At 65.3% G+C, this 17,279-nt stretch carries 21 protein-coding genes; 11 read left to right on the forward strand and 10 right to left on the reverse strand.

Annotation, left to right across the window (positions count from 1 at the left end):
- Positions 1-4 precede the first annotated feature (4 nt).
- Positions 5-433 carry a VOC family protein gene (locus tag GGR40_RS02405; protein ID WP_429274597.1) on the reverse strand — a complete coding sequence of 143 codons (429 nt, stop codon included), beginning with the start codon at positions 431-433 and terminating at the stop codon, positions 5-7.
- 71 nt (positions 434-504) lie between these two features.
- Between GGR40_RS02405 and GGR40_RS02410 the strand changes: the two genes are divergently transcribed.
- Positions 505-1,221 carry a winged helix-turn-helix transcriptional regulator gene (locus GGR40_RS02410; RefSeq protein WP_429274598.1) on the forward strand — a complete coding sequence of 239 codons (717 nt, stop codon included), beginning with the start codon at positions 505-507 and terminating at the stop codon, positions 1,219-1,221.
- Between the two features lie 63 nt (positions 1,222-1,284).
- Positions 1,285-2,274 carry a cobaltochelatase subunit CobS gene (cobS, locus tag GGR40_RS02415; RefSeq protein ID WP_429274599.1) on the forward strand — a complete coding sequence of 330 codons (990 nt, stop codon included), beginning with the start codon at positions 1,285-1,287 and terminating at the stop codon, positions 2,272-2,274.
- Positions 2,275-2,334: 60 nt separating this feature from the next.
- Here the strand turns inward: cobS and GGR40_RS02420 are convergent, their stop codons facing one another.
- From GGR40_RS02420 to GGR40_RS02450, 7 genes are all read right to left on the reverse strand, one after another.
- Complete coding sequence (locus tag GGR40_RS02420; protein ID WP_429274600.1) at positions 2,335-2,994, reverse strand: retropepsin-like aspartic protease family protein; 660 nt, start codon at positions 2,992-2,994, stop codon at positions 2,335-2,337.
- 42 nt (positions 2,995-3,036) lie between these two features.
- The gene (locus GGR40_RS02425; RefSeq protein ID WP_429274601.1) at positions 3,037-3,669 is read right to left on the reverse strand and encodes a retropepsin-like aspartic protease family protein; all 633 of its coding nucleotides are present in this window, start codon (positions 3,667-3,669) and stop codon (positions 3,037-3,039) included.
- Positions 3,666-4,838 carry a CCA tRNA nucleotidyltransferase gene (locus tag GGR40_RS02430; RefSeq protein ID WP_429274602.1) on the reverse strand — a complete coding sequence of 391 codons (1,173 nt, stop codon included), beginning with the start codon at positions 4,836-4,838 and terminating at the stop codon, positions 3,666-3,668. The genes GGR40_RS02425 and GGR40_RS02430 overlap by 4 nt, the downstream gene beginning before the upstream one ends.
- Positions 4,831-5,475, reverse strand: a complete 645-nt coding sequence (locus tag GGR40_RS02435; protein ID WP_429274603.1) for a CoA pyrophosphatase — start codon at positions 5,473-5,475, stop codon at positions 4,831-4,833. The genes GGR40_RS02430 and GGR40_RS02435 overlap by 8 nt, the downstream gene beginning before the upstream one ends.
- Complete coding sequence (locus GGR40_RS02440; protein WP_429274604.1) at positions 5,472-6,014, reverse strand: DUF1285 domain-containing protein; 543 nt, start codon at positions 6,012-6,014, stop codon at positions 5,472-5,474. Before GGR40_RS02440 ends, GGR40_RS02435 begins: the two co-directional genes overlap by 4 nt.
- Before the next feature lie 51 nt (positions 6,015-6,065).
- Positions 6,066-6,596, reverse strand: coding sequence for a GNAT family N-acetyltransferase (locus GGR40_RS02445; RefSeq protein ID WP_429274605.1), 531 nt, complete (start codon positions 6,594-6,596; stop codon positions 6,066-6,068).
- A 288-nt stretch (positions 6,597-6,884) separates the two neighbouring features.
- Complete coding sequence (locus tag GGR40_RS02450) at positions 6,885-8,057, reverse strand: PQQ-dependent sugar dehydrogenase (protein ID WP_429274606.1); 1,173 nt, start codon at positions 8,055-8,057, stop codon at positions 6,885-6,887.
- A gap of 10 nt (positions 8,058-8,067) precedes the next feature.
- On the opposite strand from GGR40_RS02450, the gene GGR40_RS02455 reads away from it, so the two are divergent.
- Positions 8,068-8,700 carry a ribonuclease HII gene (locus GGR40_RS02455; protein ID WP_429274607.1) on the forward strand — a complete coding sequence of 211 codons (633 nt, stop codon included), beginning with the start codon at positions 8,068-8,070 and terminating at the stop codon, positions 8,698-8,700.
- On the opposite strand, the gene GGR40_RS02460 is transcribed toward GGR40_RS02455, so the two are convergent.
- Complete coding sequence (locus GGR40_RS02460) at positions 8,697-8,858, reverse strand: hypothetical protein (RefSeq protein ID WP_429274608.1); 162 nt, start codon at positions 8,856-8,858, stop codon at positions 8,697-8,699. The genes GGR40_RS02455 and GGR40_RS02460 overlap by 4 nt on opposite strands.
- 342 nt (positions 8,859-9,200) lie before the next feature.
- On the opposite strand from GGR40_RS02460, the gene GGR40_RS02465 reads away from it, so the two are divergent.
- The 3 genes from GGR40_RS02465 (at position 9,201) to GGR40_RS02475 (ending at position 12,141) form a co-directional block, all read left to right on the forward strand.
- On the forward strand, positions 9,201-10,334 hold the full coding sequence (locus GGR40_RS02465) for a site-specific DNA-methyltransferase (RefSeq protein ID WP_429274609.1): 1,134 nt from the start codon (positions 9,201-9,203) through the stop codon (positions 10,332-10,334).
- Positions 10,335-10,421: 87 nt separating this feature from the next.
- Positions 10,422-11,546, forward strand: coding sequence for a dihydropteroate synthase (gene folP / locus GGR40_RS02470; RefSeq protein ID WP_429274610.1), 1,125 nt, complete (start codon positions 10,422-10,424; stop codon positions 11,544-11,546).
- Between the two features lie 226 nt (positions 11,547-11,772).
- A complete protein-coding gene (locus tag GGR40_RS02475; protein WP_429274611.1) occupies positions 11,773-12,141 on the forward strand; it encodes a hypothetical protein in 369 nt (122 codons plus the stop codon).
- A gap of 100 nt (positions 12,142-12,241) precedes the next feature.
- Here the strand turns inward: GGR40_RS02475 and GGR40_RS02480 are convergent, their stop codons facing one another.
- On the reverse strand, positions 12,242-13,660 hold the full coding sequence (locus GGR40_RS02480; protein WP_429274612.1) for a sigma-54-dependent transcriptional regulator: 1,419 nt from the start codon (positions 13,658-13,660) through the stop codon (positions 12,242-12,244).
- 210 nt (positions 13,661-13,870) lie between these two features.
- On the opposite strand from GGR40_RS02480, the gene GGR40_RS02485 reads away from it, so the two are divergent.
- From GGR40_RS02485 to GGR40_RS02505, 5 genes are read left to right on the forward strand one after another with little or no spacing between them, the layout of a single operon-like run.
- The gene (locus GGR40_RS02485; RefSeq protein ID WP_429274613.1) at positions 13,871-14,014 is read left to right on the forward strand and encodes an aa3-type cytochrome c oxidase subunit IV; all 144 of its coding nucleotides are present in this window, start codon (positions 13,871-13,873) and stop codon (positions 14,012-14,014) included.
- Between the two features lie 14 nt (positions 14,015-14,028).
- The gene (locus tag GGR40_RS02490) at positions 14,029-15,150 is read left to right on the forward strand and encodes a Re/Si-specific NAD(P)(+) transhydrogenase subunit alpha (protein ID WP_429275201.1); all 1,122 of its coding nucleotides are present in this window, start codon (positions 14,029-14,031) and stop codon (positions 15,148-15,150) included.
- Positions 15,147-15,545 (forward strand): endonuclease domain-containing protein, encoded by a 399-nt coding sequence (locus tag GGR40_RS02495; protein WP_429274614.1) that lies wholly within the window; start codon positions 15,147-15,149, stop codon positions 15,543-15,545. The genes GGR40_RS02490 and GGR40_RS02495 overlap by 4 nt, the downstream gene beginning before the upstream one ends.
- Positions 15,545-15,829 carry an NAD(P) transhydrogenase subunit alpha part 2 gene (locus GGR40_RS02500; RefSeq protein ID WP_232492118.1) on the forward strand — a complete coding sequence of 95 codons (285 nt, stop codon included), beginning with the start codon at positions 15,545-15,547 and terminating at the stop codon, positions 15,827-15,829. Before GGR40_RS02495 ends, GGR40_RS02500 begins: the two co-directional genes overlap by 1 nt.
- The gene (locus GGR40_RS02505; RefSeq protein ID WP_429274615.1) at positions 15,829-17,244 is read left to right on the forward strand and encodes an NAD(P)(+) transhydrogenase (Re/Si-specific) subunit beta; all 1,416 of its coding nucleotides are present in this window, start codon (positions 15,829-15,831) and stop codon (positions 17,242-17,244) included. The genes GGR40_RS02500 and GGR40_RS02505 overlap by 1 nt, the downstream gene beginning before the upstream one ends.
- The last annotated feature ends 35 nt before the right edge of the window (positions 17,245-17,279 follow it).

The raw sequence follows: 17,279 nt of genomic DNA on the forward strand, positions 1-17,279 counted from the left end.
GCATTCAGGCGTCAGTCGGCAGTTCCATTTCTCCGGACGCCGCAGCCGGGTCCATCCACATCACTTCCCAGACATGGCCGTCCGGATCGGCAAAGGCATTGCTGACCATGAAACTATAGTCCTGCGGCGGATTGATGTCGGCAGTGCCCCCGGCGCCACGCGCTCTGGCGTTGAGGTCGGCCACTTCGTCGCGGTTCTCGCACGAAAGGCACAGCATCACCTCGCTTGATCCCGGATCGGGGATGGGGCGCGTGGTAAAGGTGCGCCACTTGTCGTGCGTCAGGAGCATCACGAAGATCGTGTCCGACCACACCATGCATGCGGCGGTGTCGTCCGAGAAGCGCGGCTCGTTGACGAAGCCCAAGGCGGAATAGAACGATTTGCCGCGCTCAAGGTCGGTGACGGGCAGGTTGACGAAAATCATGCGTGCCATCGCAGTCTCTCCTCATGCCGGGCGATTCGCCTCTTGTTTCAGCGTGACCCTGATAGTAACTAAAAGCAACCATGAAGTTACGAAAAGAAACTGCTTCTGCGAAGGCCCTGCCGGATGAACCTGCGCCGCGCGTACACGGGCGATGGTATGGCGATGGCTGCGGGGCGGCCTTCGCGATGGAACTGATCGGCGAACGGTGGTCGCTGCCGATCATACGCGAGATGATGCTGGGCGCGCGCCGTTTCTCCGAGGTCCGCGCCGAGCTGCCGGGCCTGAGCGCCAAGACGCTGACCGAGCGGCTGGAGAGCCTCGAACGAACCGGCATCGTCACCCGCGCGATGCTTCCGCCGCCCGCATTGGCGCAGGTTTATCGACTCACCGAATGGGGGCTGGCGCTTGAGCCGGTGCTGCAGGAACTGGGGCGCTGGGCAGTGCGCTCGACATTGCACGATCCGACGCTGCCGATCACGCCCGTTTCCCTGATGCTGTCCTTGCGGACCATGATCCATCCGGAGCGGATCGGAGATCTGGCCCTGATTGTGCGGCTGGACGTGGGCGACCGGCGTTTCACCGGTCGACTTGCGGACGGAGAACTGGCGATCGCGGTTTCCGCCGAGGGAGAAAGCCCGCCGGACCTGATATTCTCGGCAGATGCGGGCTTTCCGTTCCTGGCGGTGTTCTATGGCAAGTGGCCGGTCGAGGGTTCGGGGTTGCGGGTGGAGGGCGACCGGGCATTGGCCCAACGCTTCATCGACCTTTTCAGCCTCCCTCCCAAATGCGCGAGTTGAGCGCAGGAACTGGGCCAAAGCTTATTGCGATGCAGCGCCCGGTCCTTTACGCGAGTGACCGCAATGACTGACTCGAAGACCCAGACAGAGAATCGCGACGCCACCGTCCTGGCCGCTCCTGACATCGAACTCGACGTGCGCGAGACGTTCGGGATCGACATCGACATGAAGGTTCCGGCCTTCTCCATCGCTGACGAGCGCGTGCCCGACCTTGACGAGACTTACGTGTTCGACCCGGACACCACGCTCGCGATTCTGGCTGGCTTTGCCTACAACCGCCGCGTGATGGTGCAGGGCTATCACGGCACCGGCAAGTCGACCCACATCGAACAGGTCGCGGCGCGCCTCAAGTGGCCGTGCATCCGCATCAACCTTGACGCCCACATCAGCCGTATCGACCTGATCGGCCGTGACGCCATCGTGCTGCGCAACGGCATGCAGGTGACCGAATTCCGCGAAGGTCTGCTGCCCTGGGCGCTGCAGCACCCGGTGGCGCTGGTCTTCGACGAATACGACGCGGGCCGCCCCGACGTGATGTTCGTGATCCAGCGCATTCTGGAAACCGAAGGCAAGCTGACGCTGCTCGACCAGAACCGCGTGATTCGTCCCGACCGCAATTTCCGCCTCTTCGCCACCGCCAACACGGTGGGCCTTGGCGATACCTCGGGCCTCTATCACGGCACGCAGCAGATCAACCAGGGCCAGATGGACCGCTGGAATCTGGTCGTGGCGCTCAACTATCTGCCCGGCGAGACCGAAACCGGCATCGTTGCCAAGAAGGTGCCGCAGATCGACGCGGCCGTGATCGCCAGGATGGTCAAGGTGGCGGACTTCTCGCGGCAGGGGTTCATGAACGGCGATATCTCGACCGTGATGAGTCCGCGCACGGTCATCACCTGGGCGCAGAACGCCGCGATCTTCAACGATGTGGGCTTTGCCTTCCGCCTCTCGTTCCTCAACAAGTGCGACGAGACGGAACGGATGCTTGTGGCCGAATACTACCAGCGCGTGTTCGGGCAGGATCTGCCGGAAAGCGTCGTCGGCAAGGCCTGAGCCTTCCGGCTGGACCGGCACGAAAAGGGCGCGCTCGTGGTGAGCGCGCCCTTTTTCGCGTCACGTCTCTTCGGACGAACTTCCCACCGCCTGCGGATGATGCGGCACCAGGATCAGCGTGCGCCCTTCCACCCGCCAGCTGGCAAGGCGCGACAGCAGGTTCATGCCGATGACGTTGGCATCGCCAAGGCCGGGCGCCACCACCGCGTCGATCTCCCGCGCCACGACGCTGCCCATGCGCAGTTCGTCGATCACCGCAAGCCGGGCCTCCACCGTGCCGTTGGCCGTGCGCATCAGCACCGAACGGTTTAGCGGGTTGGCCTTCAGCCCTGCTTCCTGCGCAGTCTGAGGCGAAATCGCGGTCAGGGTGGCCCCGGTATCGACCAGGAAATCCCGCTTCACGCCGTTGATGCTGGCCTTGATCCAGAAGTGGCCGTCGGGCTGCATCGGCACTCGCGTTTCCCCGCCCGCCACGCTCTGGCGCTCTATGCCCAGCTGCGGGAACGCGAAGTCGGCGCCGGTGGTCAGGCGCGTCACTTGCGCGATGGTCAGCAGCATCGCCGCCAGCAGGCCTAGATTGCCCACGCCGCGCACGAAGCCGCCCAGCAGCGGCAGCACGCCACGCAGCATTCCGCCCACAACACTGGCGATAATGCTCGCAAACGCCAGCGCCAGTAGCGGCTGGCCGGCAAGGAAGTTCAGTATTGCGGGAAGGTCCATAAGGCGGTGCATACCACGAAAAGGCTTTCGCGACGCTGACCGTTATCCGGCCTTCGGCGTCAGGATAAGGCGGTTGCCCTCCACCCGCCAGCCGGCAAGCTGCGACAGCAGGTTCATGCCGATGACGTTGGTGTCGACTTCGCCGTCGGGCCCGATGGCGACTGGCAGCGAATGGGCCTCCACCCCGCCGAAGGACAGCGACGCCGCAGTGCCGCGCCGTGCGACGATGGACCCGTTCGCGGTTTCCAGGATCATGCCGCGGTCATCCGCGTCAGGCTCTATGCCGACCTGTTCGGCCACGCGGTGGGACATGCCGGTGTATGTCGCCCCGGTGTCGATCAGGAAGTCCACCGGCTGGCCGTTGAACTTCGCCTGCACCCAGAAGTGGCCGTCCGCGCGCATGGAGATCACCGTTTCGCGCCCTACGATCTGAGCCGGGCGGGTGCGGTCCAGCCACAGTGCCGCTTCCGACCGTTCGTTGTGTCCCGCCAGTTGCGCCACCGTCAGCAGCAGCACGGCGACAAGGCCAAGGTAGGCGCAATTGCGCATGGCCTGCCCCAGGCGGGGGCGGGTGACGGCGACCATTCCTGTGCTGACCGCCAGCAGGATCGCCGCGATCGTCAGCGCCAGCAGCGGTTGCCGTAGCAGGAACGCGGACAAGTCGCCCAGCGTCACCCGGCGGTTTCCGCCAGCGCCGCGTCAAGCAGTGCGTCGATGCGGTCCGCCGGGGGGAAGCCCTCGGCGATCCAGCGGTCCTCCACCCGGCGCAGGATGCGCGCCACGTCAGGCCCAGCGCCGACGCCGCGCGCGACGATCTGCCCGCCCTTCAGCGGCAGTTGCGGGATGTCCCATCCGTCCAGCGCGGAAACGTCCGCGCCGCCGATCAGCAACCGGTCGAGCGCGCCTTCGCGGCCCATGCGATAAGCAAGGGCGCGCGGGTCGCCCGGCTGGCCATCGCGCGCGGCGGCCAGCGCCAGTCGCTTCTTCTGCGCGGCGGAAAGGCGAAAGCGGGCAGCCACCTGCTCGGCCAGCGCGGGTTGCGCCGGAAGCAGCGCAGCGAGGCGGCGAACGGCGTCCGGCACGATATCCTGCGCCCGCTCCGTGGCGACAAGCGCGGTCAGTGCAACGGGATCGGCTTCGGGCAGGATGACCGCCAGTACACCCAGTTCATGCATCCGCTGCACGGTGGGGGCGGGATCGGCCAGACCCAGCAGGTTCATCGTCTCCATGCCCACGCGTTCGCGCGACAGGCCCTTGAGCGTCGGTGCCAGTTCCGCGCAGGCGCCTTCGGCCTCGTCGTCTGCGGGCGTGGAGCCGAAGCGCGCCTGAAAGCGGAAGTAGCGCAGTATTCGCAAGTGATCCTCGCGGATGCGCTGGCGGGCGTCGCCAATAAAGAGCACCCGCCGCGCGGCAAGGTCGGCCAGCCCGCCGAACCAGTCGAAGATTTCTCCGCTGGTCGGATCGGCGTAAAGCGCGTTGATGGTGAAGTCGCGCCGGGCGGCGTCTTCGCGCCAGTCGTCGGCAAAGGCCACCGTGGCGCGGCGTCCGTCGGTGGAGACGTCATGGCGCAGCGTGGTGATCTCCACAGGGCCGCCGGGCAGCACGGCCGTGACGGTGCCATGCTCGATCCCGGTGGGCACGGTGCGGATCGCGGCGGCGTTCAGGCGCTCGATGACGGCATCGGGCCGCAGCACCGTTGCCATGTCGATGTCCTTCACCGGCAGGCCCAGCAGCGTGTCGCGCACCGCGCCGCCGACGTAGCGCGCATTGCCGTTGCCCAGCGTGGCGACCAGCGCAGCAAGATCGTCGCGGTGCATCCAGGGAGCGTCGAGGGCATCAGGCATTGTCGGTGCTTTCGGAGTCAGTGCGTTCAGGCGCGGTCGGCCAGTCCAGCCGGACGGCAAGATTGTGAAGGATCGCCCCTGTAACGCCCCAGATGCGGTGGTCCTGCCGGGTGTCGTTCCAGACGATCTCGATGAAACTGTGCGTGCGTCCCTCGAACTCGACGCTGCGTGTGTGCTGGTTTGCCGGGTCGAGGATGAAGTCCACCGGAGCCTCGAACCACTGCGCCACTTCGGCAGGGTTTGGGTGGATCGGCAGGTCAGGCGGGATGACCGCTACCACCGGCGTGATCTCATACCCGCTGCCGGTGCGATAAAGGTCGCTGGGGCCGATCACGCGCACGTCTTGGGCGCGGATGCCCAGTTCCTCGTTGGCTTCGCGCAACGCGGCCTCGATCGGCGTCTCGCCGGGGTCGATGCGTCCGCCGGGGAACGCGATCTGGCCGGGATGGGCGCGCATCGTCGAAGGGCGATGGAGCAGCAGGACACCGGGGCGGGGCCGCTCGGTAATGGCGACCAGCACGGCGGCGGGGATGAACGTCTCGATATGGCGGATGCGGCTGTCGCTCCACAACCGCTGCGAAGAGGCGGCGTGGCCTGCCGCAAGGCGGCGGGCGATCTCGTCGAACAGGGCGCTCATGCCGGAACGAGCGGGAAGGTTACGCCGCGGCTTGTCACCGCCAGATCATTGCCCTGCAGGGCAATCTCGACAAGCTGTGCGTAAGTGCTGCGATTGAGGCGGGCGCGGGTGCCGTGGCGCACCGCAAGGTAGATCGCAGGCGTTTCGGGATCACCCTGCGCCGTGATCGGGTGCTCCGGCCCGGCGATCACCAGATCGTCTGTGTTCAGGCGGAAGACCAGCGCGTCACCGTCCTGCTTGACGTCGATGGCGATGAAGGCTGCATCGTCCACGGCGATCGACAGCTTCTGCGCAGGCGTGACCAGCCAGTGCCCGGCATCGTCGCGCATCAGCAGCGAGGCAAAGGCGCGCACCATCGCCGGGCGGCGAATTTCGCCGCCTTGATGAAACCAGCGGCCATCGGCGGCGATCCGCATTTCGCTGTCGCCGATTTCCGCAGGCGACCACTGATCTACCGGCGGCAGCCTGCGCGCAGCGACGAGTTTGGCGATTTCGTTCAGGCTCAGCGCGGCAAGATCGGGAGGCGGTTCGTAAGGCATCGGTCTGCGATGCCAGATAGGCGCGCCCGCGCCAAGTTCCAGACCGAAGTGTCAGCGCAGCCAGGGGCCGAGCATGCCCTTTTCCGGCAATACGGCCAGGTTCGGGCAGCGTACCAGCAGGCGGTGCCGCTCGAACGGGCCGGGCAGATCCCAGCCGGCAGTGCCTTCGTTGGAAAAGCCCCAGAAGCGGCCGTAATATTCCGGATCGCCGATCATGACCTGCGGCAGCGGTGCGCGGTCGTCGATGCTGGCCATGCTGGTGGACATCAGCGCCTGACCATAGCCCATGCCCTGATGGCCGGGCATGACCGCAACCGGGCCGACCATGATGAGCGGGCAGGGGCGGCCTTCGGGCGTGTTCAGAGCCACCGGCCAGCACTGGATGGTGCCGACAAGCATTTCGTTCGCGTCGAGCGCGGCAAAGCTGAGCGCGGGCAGCCAGTCCACGCCATCGCGCACCTTGTACGCAGTGCGCGTGTGTCGTTCCGGTTCGAACGCGGCGTCCAGCAGCGCTTCGACAAGCGCGGGATCGACATTGTCGAGCGGAATGATCGTGGCGGCGGTGGATGTGGTCTCAGTCATGGCGGGCGCGCGGTAGGGGTGATGCGCCGGTTTGTCGATACGTTTCGATGTGGAGCGCATCGTCCGCCTTCACTTGCCGCCGCAGTCGAAACCCGTCGGAGGGCCCGTCCGGCAGCCTCACCCCGGATGGGTGGCTGTCGGGCGGAAATGGCTGCTCGTGGCGTAACGAACCCCCAAGCGCATCATCGGGATGGCGAAAGCCCCGATGCAGTGCGGCTGGCAATGCCGATACCTAGCTGCATTCTGCGCAGAGGGCAGCGTCGGCGCCGTGCCCATCATGCCCCTTTCTCAGCGGGGAACGAGCCGTAGCAGGTGGCCGCTTTCAGCGCCTTTGCCGTCTTCCAGAAGCCATACTGCTCCGTCCGGACCCTGCCGGATTTCACGGATGCGGTTTTCAAGGGGATAGCGCGCTTCTTCGCGGGCCTTTTCGCCGGTAATGGAAACGCGCACCAGACCGGTTGCAACCAGGCCCGTGATCAGCGCCTGCCCCTTCCACGCAGGGAACGCGTCACCTGTGTAGAAGATGAAGTCTCCCGGCGCGATCACCGGGTTCCAGCTGATCGCCGGCTGGGCAAGGTCGGGGCGGGTGGAGTTGCGCGGGATCGGTTTGCCGTCGTAGTGGTCGCCGTCAGACACCAGCGGCCAGCCATAATTCGCGCCGGGTTTGACCAGATTGAGTTCGTCCCCGCCAGCCGGGCCGTGTTCAAGATCCCAGAGCCGTCCCTTGGCATCGAAAGCCAGCCCCAGGATGTTGCGGTGGCCGTAGGACCAGATCTGGTTGGTGGGTGCCGGTTTGTCGGCAAAGGGGTTGCCCGGCGCGGGCGTGCCGTCCGGAAGCAGGCGCACGACTTTGCCGAGGTTGGTGCCCAGATCCTGCGCTGGCGTGAATTTCTGCCGTTCGCCCGAAGCGATGAACAGGTATTTTCCATCGGGCGAGAAGCGCAGGCGATGCGAGTAATGGCCCCGGCCCGAAACCTTCGGGGTCTGGCGCCAGATCACCTTGAGGTTCTGCAATGCGCAACGGGTTGGTGCATCGCATACGAGGTCGGCCTTGCCCACGGCGGCGCCACGCGTATCGCTATCCCCCGCTTCCGCCCAGCTGAGGTAGACCACGCGGCGGTCCAGCATTTTGCCGGTCTGGCCCGGTGCGAAAATGAAGTCGCCAAGGCCGCCCTGGCCGCCGTAATCGACCTTGGGGACGCCGCTGACCTGGCCGATGCGCCCGTCAGGCGTGCGGAAGCGGATGGTGCCTTTCTTTTCGGTAACGAAAAGAGCGCCGGTCCCCTCGTCGAACGCCATGGCCCAGGGTTCGTCGAATTGTGCTACCGTCTCGACCTTGAACGGCGTGCCGGTTTCCGCCGTGGCGGGATCGGGCGCCTTTTCCCCGGTGGCGGCATTGCCGCAGCTTGCGAGCATTGCTGACAGCGGCGATAGGGCGATGAGAAGACGTCTTGCGATCATGACAGGCCCAATGCTTGCACCCCACACGAGTTCCGCACCGGAATTTCCAGCCACAAAACGTTACGTGATCGGCGTCGACGAGGCCGGTCGTGGCCCGCTTGCAGGGCCTGTTGTTGCAGGCGCGGTGTTGCTGTGCAAGCCGCGTCCATCCGGTCTGGATGATTCGAAGAAGCTTTCCGCCGTCCGTCGCTCCGAACTGGAGGCAACCATCAAGCGCCGTTGCCAGTGGGCGGTGGGCGTGGTCGATGTGGAGGACATCGATCGGCTCAACATCTTCGGCGCGACGATGCTGGCCATGACCCGCGCGGTGGCGGCGCTATGCGCAGGGCTGGGCGAGGATCCGCACGAAGTCCTGATCGACGGCAACATGACACCGCATGGACGCCGCGCGGAATGGCGGTGGAACGCGCGAGCGATCGTGGGAGGCGACGCGATCGAGCCGTGCATCTCCGCGGCGTCGATCATCGCGAAGGAGCATCGCGATCGGCTCATGCGCGATCTGGCGCGGGTGCATCCGCATTTCGGGTGGGAGCGTAACGCCGGTTACGGCACCCCGCAGCATCTTGCTGCACTGCGGGAACATGGCCCCACCCCGCACCACCGCCGCAGCTTCGCGCCGGTGGCTCAGCTTACGCTGCTTTAGGCGGCGAGCGCCAGGTCTTCGACTTCTGCGGTCGAAGTGGCGGGAGCAGCCGAAACGCCGACTTCTTGTGCAGACTTGTCGGCCAGGGTAGCGACATAGCGCTCTGCCAGGACGACGTCGCGGCGGTAGGAGAAGTAGAGCGAGATAAGCGAGAACATGGTATCGACCTTGGTTGGAAAATGCCGTTGCTGCGTTGCAACATCGACCGCCATTTGGATCGTTCATGCGGTTGCTGCAAATGCAACGTATCGGACGGTTGTTGCATAAAACTGCATCGCGACATTTGATGCGTGACAAAAAGTTATCCACGAGTCGCGAACGCCACACCCACCACATCTTGAGTCCTGCTGATTCTCAACGACTCAACATCTGGTATCGGATTCGTTTTGTTCCGTGTTCCGCCGGTCGTGAATCTCAAGGATTCCCGGCGAGTCGCACCTTGACGCAGAGTCCCGGATGACTCACCCTAAGGGTCATATCCACAGGTATTCGGAGCAGTCATGGGGCAGATTTTGGTCAAGGAACGCATTCGGGCACGGGCGCCTGCGCCTACCCCGAAGGAGCTGCTTCCGCTCGGCCGCATCCTGACCGGCGACTGTATCGAAGCCATGCGGACGATCCCCGATGCGTCAGTGGACATGGTCTTTGCCGACCCGCCGTACAACCTGCAGCTGGGCGGCGATCTCGCCCGCCCGGACGGCAGCCATGTCGACGCCGTGACCAACGACTGGGACAAGTTCTCCAGCTTCGCGACTTACGACCAGTTCACCCGTGACTGGCTGACCGAGGCGCGCCGCGTGCTGAAGCCCGAAGGGTCGCTGTGGGTCATCGGATCGTACCACAACATCTTCCGTCTCGGTGCGATCATGCAGGACATGGGGTTCTGGATCCTGAACGATATCGTGTGGCGCAAGGCGAACCCGATGCCCAACTTCAAGGGCACGCGGTTCACCAACGCGCATGAGACCCTGATCTGGGCCAGCATGGGCGAGAAGTCGAAGTACACCTTCAACTATCGCGCGATGAAGACGCTGAACGACGAATTGCAGATGCGCTCCGACTGGGTGCTGCCGATCTGCAACGGCGCGGAACGCCTGAAGAAGGGCGGGCGCAAGGTTCACCCCACGCAGAAGCCCGAAGCGCTGCTTTACCGCGTAATGCTGGCGACGACCAACAAGGGCGACGTGGTGCTCGACCCGTTCTTCGGTACGGGCACTACCGGGGCGGTCGCCAAGCGACTGGGACGCGAATGGATCGGCTGTGAGCGCGAGAGCGATTACCGTGAAGCCGCGCTCGAGCGTATCGAGATGGCGCTGCCGCTCGACGAATCCGCGCTCAAGACCATGCAGTCCAAGCGCACCGCGCCCAAGGTGGCGTTCGGCACCCTGATTGAGACCGGCTGGATTCAACCGGGCACGCAGCTGTTCGACAAGAAGCGCCGCCATGTCGCCACGGTGCGGGCGGATGGTTCGCTGCTGTCGGGCGACCTCAACGGTTCGATCCATGGCGTGGGAAAGGATCTGCAGGGCGCGCCTTCGTGCAACGGCTGGACGTTCTGGCATCTGGAGCACGAAGGCCAGATCAAGCCGATCGACGCGATCCGCCAGCTGTACCTGCTCGCCACGGAACCGTGATAGAACAGCCGTCGTCCCGGACTTGATCCGGGACGACGAAAGCCTCTGGCATTCTCTTTGCCCCAATCCCGCGCTAAGGCGCGGGGCATGACCCGCAAGCTCTACATCCGCCCCATCGCCCTTGCCGACAGCCCACAGAGCGAAGAAGGCGAGGCCATGCGCCTTGGCGGGTCGATGGTCTGGGCTAGCCGCTTCGCCCTCATCGTGCGTGAGAACGGGCGCATCGTATCGCGCGAACGGGTTTCCGGGGCGCAGATGCCGGCCGCGCTGGGCAGGCTTCCGGCGGACCTGGGCGCGGCGGCAGAGGCGCAGTGGTCCAACTTGCGCAAGGTCCACGCACCGCTGCAACTGGCGGTCAGGGGCGGCACTCGCACTATCCGCCTCGACCAGCCGCAGGTCATGGGCATCCTCAACATGACGCCCGACAGCTTTTCCGACGGCGGCAGGTTCCTCGACGACGTCGAGGTCGCGGCGGGCCATGCCTCTGCCATGCTGGAAGCGGGCGCAGCGATCATCGACCTTGGCGGCGAATCCACCCGCCCCGGCGCGGCGGCGGTGTGGGAAGGGGACGAACTCAAGCGCGTGGTGCCGATGGTGGAGCGACTTGCCGCGATGGGCGCGGCGATCAGCGTCGATACCCGCCGCCCGGCCGTGATGGAGGGGACGCTGGCGGCAGGCGCGCACATCATCAACGACGTATCGGCGCTGCGCTATGACCCGCGCAGCCTGGAACTGGCGGCGTCCTCGTGCGCGCCTGTGGTGCTGATGCATGCGCCGGGAAATGCAGACGACCTGCATTCCGGCGCCGACTTCGATGACGTGGTACTCGACGTGTTCGACTGGCTGGAGGCACGCCGGGATGCTTGCGTGGCCGCAGGCATCGCTGCGGACCGCATCGTGCTCGATCCCGGTTTCGGCTTCGGCCTGACGTTGGCGCAGAACCTTGCGCTGTTCAACGCGCTGCCGCTGTTCCATGCGCTGGGACAGCCGCTGCTGTTGGGCGTCAGCCGCAAGCGGATGATCGGTGCGCTGTCGAACGAGGCGCCGGCCCATCGGCGGCTCGGCGGATCGGTCGCCCTGGCGGTGAAGGCGATGGACGCGGGCGCGCACATCCTGCGCGTCCACGATGTGCCGGAGACGGTGCAGGCGGTGAAGGTATGGCGTGGTCTTCGCGATGCGGCGCTGACAGACTTCTCGCAGCTGCCGGATTGATGCTGCCAATCCTGCACGCCGGATGAACCGCAGATTTCCGCCAGATTAACGGCGGTTTGAACTTTGTGTGACCGCGTCATCACAACCTGCGTTCTTGCCGCAGGACGTCCCGCGACAGCTTCATTTCGTCTCTTAACCGGACGCCAATCGGCGATGTGCCCGTTTGTCCCATCGAGCGTGAGGCAATTCCGTCTTGCGCATGGAAAGCGACAAAGGGGATTCACCCATGAAGCAGACCACCATCATTCGCGCCGCTGCCGTGGCGCTTGCCATCGTTCCCGTTTCGGCCCCGATCGTGGCAGGGGCAGTCGTGCCTGCCATGTACGAGGAGCGCGTCGCCCGCGTGGAAGAGAACCGGATCATCCAGACTCCGCTGGGCGGGATCGAGAACAAGTACTGGTTCAACTACCGTGCCAACGTGAACGAGAGCCAGAAGGAACTCGCCACCGACCTGCGCAAGGCCAGCGATATCGAGGACCAGCGTGACGCCTGGGAGGAATATGGTTCCGAACTGCGCCACGAACGCGGCTCCTACACCAAGGCGATGGTGAAGCGCGGCTATCGCGTTCCGTCGGTCTACATCGAAGACCTCTGACGTCTTCGCCAGCGTTCCGCCCAAGGCGGTACTCCGAATCGGGTCGTGCGCGATGCACGGCCCGGTTTCGTATGTGAGGAAATAATGGCCGCGCGCCCGTTCAGGCGGCGTTGTCGATCCCCAGTTCGCTCAGCTTGCGATAAAGCGTAGAGCGCCCGATGCCCAGCCGCCGGGCAACTTCGGTCATGCGGCCGCGATACAGCCCGATGGCAAGGCGGATGACGTCCGCCTCGATCTCGTCCAGCGGGCGCAGGTTGCCGTCGGGCGTATAGAGCATGACGCCGGCGCTTTCGGGCATCTGCGGGGCTGTGGATGGACCTGTGCCCAGTATGTTGAGAAGCTGTGGAAAATCTTCCGACGTCAGCGCATCGCCATCGCAGAAGACCGCCGCCCGGAACAGCACAGCCTGCAACTGGCGCACGTTGCCGGGCCAGTCGTAAGCGGCGAGCAGCGACAGCGCGCCATCGGTGATGCCCAATTCGCGCAGGCCGGGCTGCTCGCCGATCCGGGCCAGGAAGAAGCGGGTGAGGGCGGGGATGTCGCCGGTCCGCTCACGCAGGGGGGGCAGTTCCACCTTGGTGGGCGACAGCGCGGTCAGCAGTTCGGGCAGGAAGTGGCCCTGATCGGCAAGATCGGCCAGCGGCAGGTTGCTTGCCGCGATCAGCCGCACATCAATGCGGAACGAATGACGCGCGCCGATCGGGCGACAGTCGCCCTTCTTCACGGCGTCAAGCAGGCGTTCCTGGATCGAAGCGGGCAGGCGGTCGATCTCGTCCAGCGCGAGCGTAGCGCCATCGCAATGCTGCAGGGCGCCGATCTGCCGGTCGAACGCGCCGGGGAAGGCGCCTTTCTCATGCCCGAACAGGACCGATTCGATCGAGTTTGCCGGAACGCCGCCGATGTTGATGATCCGCAGCGGCATGCGCGCGCGCGGGCTGGCCGCATGCATGGCGCGGATGAGCATTTCCTTGCCCGTGCCGCTTTCGCCCTCGATCAGGACTGGAGAATGACCGCGTGCCGCCTTGGCCGCGACGGCCAGCGCCTTGCGGAAGTTGGGTGCCGCGCCGATCATCGATTCGAAATCGGGGTTCGACGGCATCTTCTCCGTCAGCGGGGCAAGCTCGTCGCGCGGGGCTTCGCGGGTGGTTGCCGATCGCAGCGCGTGCATCAGGCGGTCGGGTGCCACCGGTTTCACCAGATAGTCGGTCGCCCCGGCGCGCATCGCCTCTACCGCCAGTAGCGGCGAAGTGCTGGCCGTCAGCATCAGGATGGGCAGCGCGGGACGGCGCGCTTTCAGTTCGGAAATAAGCGCGCAGGCATCGTCGCCGGGCACCCACTGGTCGAGGATGATCGCGGACAACTGCATCCCCTGCCGGGTGCCCAGCGTCGCGATCGCGGTCTCGGCATCGCGCACGATCAGCGTGCGCCACCCCTCCCGCGACGCCAGCGCGGAGATCAGGCGGCTCTGGGCCGGCTCGTCGTCGATGAGCATGAGGAGGCGCTGGTCAAGATCCGCCATTGTAATGCCGCTTCGCGTCGCCTCTTCCGGTTGAGCCTAGAGTGATACTCACAACGGGTAAATACGGGCTTAAGCTTGAGAAGGGAATGCGCGGAAGCGGATGTTCATTGCCGATTAGCGACACCACGATGGACGTTCTTGGCACTTGAGCATGGCGGTAGGGGAAGCTAGGATCGCTGAACAAGACAATTTTCTGGGGGCAAGCGACAGATGGCTTCGGGTAACGACAGCACTTCGGTCAACGACATCAAGGCCGCTACCGAGACTTACAATGGCTTCATTAAGGCAGCCACCTGGGGCACGGTGGTCATCATCCTCATTACCGCCTTCGTCGTCGGCCTGATCGCTTCCTGACGGTGGCGGCACCGTTGCGGATCGCGGTTCCCGCAGAGCGCACACCGGGCGAAACGCGGGTCGCCGCGACGCCGGAAACGGTCCGCAAGCTCGTCGCGCTGGGTGCCGTGGTTGCGGTGGAAAGCGGGGCGGGCCGCCACGCCAGCATCCCGGACGAAGACTATCGCGCTGCCGGCGCCGAACTGGGCAGCGCCGATACGGTGTTGGCCGGGGCTGACATCGTGTTCGCGGTGCAGGCCCCCGATCCGGCGCTGCTTGGCGGCGTGACGCCGGGCGCATGGGTGACTGCGATCCTCGATCCTTTCACGCGGCGCGACCGCGTGGATGCCTATGCCGCCGCCGGGCTGGAGGCGCTGGCGATGGAATTCATGCCGCGCATCACCCGTGCGCAGTCGATGGACGTGCTGTCCAGCCAGTCGAACCTTGCCGGTTACAAGGCGGTGCTGGTCGCTGCGGGTGTCTACGGCCGGGCTTTTCCGATGATGATGACGGCGGCGGGCACGGTCAGCGCCGCCAAGTGCTTCGTCATGGGCGTGGGCGTCGCCGGGCTGCAGGCCATCGCCACCGCCCGTCGCCTGGGTGCGCAGGTCTCCGCTACCGACGTGCGATCCGCCACCCGCGAACAGATCCAGTCGCTGGGCGCCAAGCCGATCTTCGTCGAGAACGTCGCCGGGATCGAGGGTGAAGGCTCGGGCGGCTATGCCGGCGAGATGAGCGAGGAATACCAGCGCGCGCAGGCGGAACTGGTCTCTGCCCACATCGCGCGGCAGGATATCGTCATCACTACCGCGCTGATTCCCGGCCGTGCAGCGCCACGTCTGGTGACGGACGCGCAAGTCGCCTCGATGAAGCCGGGCAGCGTCATCTTCGATCTTGCCGCGCCGCAGGGCGGGAATGTCGAAGGGACCGTGCCGGACCAGATCGTGGAACGGCACGGGGTGAAGATCATCGGCTATTCCAACACGCCCGCGCACCTGCCGGCGGACGCATCGGCCCTTTATGCGCGCAACCTGTTCAACTTCGTCTCGGCGTTCTGGGACAAGGAACAGGGCCGTCCCATCCTGGACGAGGAAATCGGCGACGCCATCCGCCTGACACGCGGCGGCAGCGTAGTGAACCCGCGGCTGCAGGGTTGAGGGAGCGAGGTTTTCCGATCCTCCCCCGTCGGGGGCGGGGAACCACCGCTCAGCGGTCGCTATGGCGGCTGCTGCGCTGCAGGCCGCTCAGGCGCCAGTTCCGGCGGCAGCATCCGATCGGTTCGTATGTGGCGGATTTCTACTGCGATAGCGCGAAGACGATCATCGAAGTCGACGGCCCCTCTCACGACATGGGCGATCGGCCGCAGCATGATCTGCGCCTAGACGAATGGATGAGGGCAAAGGGCCTAAGGGTTCTGCGCATTCCCGCTGCATTGGTACTGCGAAATCCGCAGGAGGCGGCATTCTGGACTGCATGTGCCGCCTCGCCCCCTCCGTCAGCGCTGCGCGCTACCACCTCCCCCACACGGGGAGGATCGTCTGGAGTTGTATGATGGACTTCGTCTCGATCCTGTCGATTTTCGTGCTGGCCTGCTTCGTGGGCTACTACGTCGTGTGGTCGGTCACACCGGCACTGCATACCCCGCTTATGGCGGTGACTAACGCGATCTCGTCCGTGATCGTGGTCGGCGCGCTGGTGGCCAGCGCGGCTTCCGGATCGCCGCTGGCCAAGTGGCTGGGGCTGGGTGCGGTGGTGCTGGCTAGCGTCAACATCTTCGGTGGCTTTGCCGTCACCGAACGAATGCTGGCCATGTACAAGAAGAAGGATCGCAAGTGATGGAGGCGCACGCGATCAATCCCTGGGTGGCCTTCGCCTACCTTGTTGCCGGAATCTGCTTCATCCTTGCACTGCGCGGGCTGTCGTCGCCGGCGACGAGCCGGCAGGGCAATCGCTATGGCATGATCGGCATGACCATTGCGGTGGTCACGACGCTGCTAACCCACGAAATCGCCAGCCTCCCCGAGATCCTGGGCGCAATCGCCATCGGCGGCGGCGTCGGTTTCGTCATCGCGCGGCGGATCAAGATGACGGCGATGCCGCAACTGGTGGCCGCGTTCCATTCGCTGGTCGGGCTGGCCGCCGTGCTGGTGGGCATTGCCGCCTACTACAATCCGGCGGCGTTCGGGATCCTGGAGCCGGGCGGGCTGGACATTTTCAAGGGCAGTCGGATCGAGATGGGGCTGGGCGTCGCCATCGGCGCGATCACGTTTTCGGGGTCGGTCATTGCCTTCGCCAAGCTCAACGGCAACATGAGCGGATCGCCCATCCTGCTGCCGGGGCGCCATGTCATCAACCTGAGCGCGCTGGTGGCCATCGTCGCGCTGGTCGGCCTGTTCCACCTGAATACGCCGGGGCTGTTCTGGGCCATCGTGCTGCTCTCCTTCGCGATCGGGTTCCTGCTGATCATCCCGATCGGCGGCGCGGACATGCCGGTCGTCGTCTCCATGCTGAACAGCTATTCGGGCTGGGCGGCGGCGGCGATGGGCTTCACGCTGCATAACACCGCGATGATCGTGACCGGCGCGCTGGTCGGTTCGTCCGGCGCAATCCTGTCGTACATCATGTGCAAGGCGATGAATCGCAGCTTCATTTCGGTCATCGCCGGTGGGTTCGGGGCAGAGACGGGGCCATCCGGCGGCGGCGAAGCACGCGAGCAGCGGCCGTGGAAGCGCGGCTCGGCGGAGGACGCCGCGTTCCTCATGAAGGAGGCCGAGACGGTCATCATCATCCCCGGCTACGGCATGGCGGTGGCGCAGGCCCAGCACGTGCTGCGCGAGATGGGCGACCAGCTCAAGGCGCACGGCGTCAACGTCAAGTACGCCATCCACCCGGTGGCGGGCCGCATGCCGGGACACATGAACGTCCTGCTGGCCGAGGCCAATGTGCCTTATGACGAAGTCTTCGAGCTGGAGGACATCAACGGGGAATTCGCACAGGCCGACGTCGCATTCATCATCGGCGCCAACGACGTGGTGAACCCCGCCGCCAAGACCGACAAGTCCTCTCCGATCTACGGCATGCCGGTTTTCGACGTGGACAAGGCCAAGACGATCTTCTTCATCAAGCGGTCCATGGGCGGGCAGGGCTATGCCGGGGTCGACAACGATGTGTTCTACATGGACCAGACGATGATGCTTCTGGCCGATGCCAAGAAGATGGTCGAGGACATCAACAAGGCGCTCGCCGACTGACCCCTGCGTCCGACAGTGGAGACGTGCCGACCTCC

It is taken from the genome of Novosphingobium gossypii (assembly GCF_050433305.1).
Classification (GTDB): domain Bacteria; phylum Pseudomonadota; class Alphaproteobacteria; order Sphingomonadales; family Sphingomonadaceae; genus Novosphingobium; species Novosphingobium gossypii.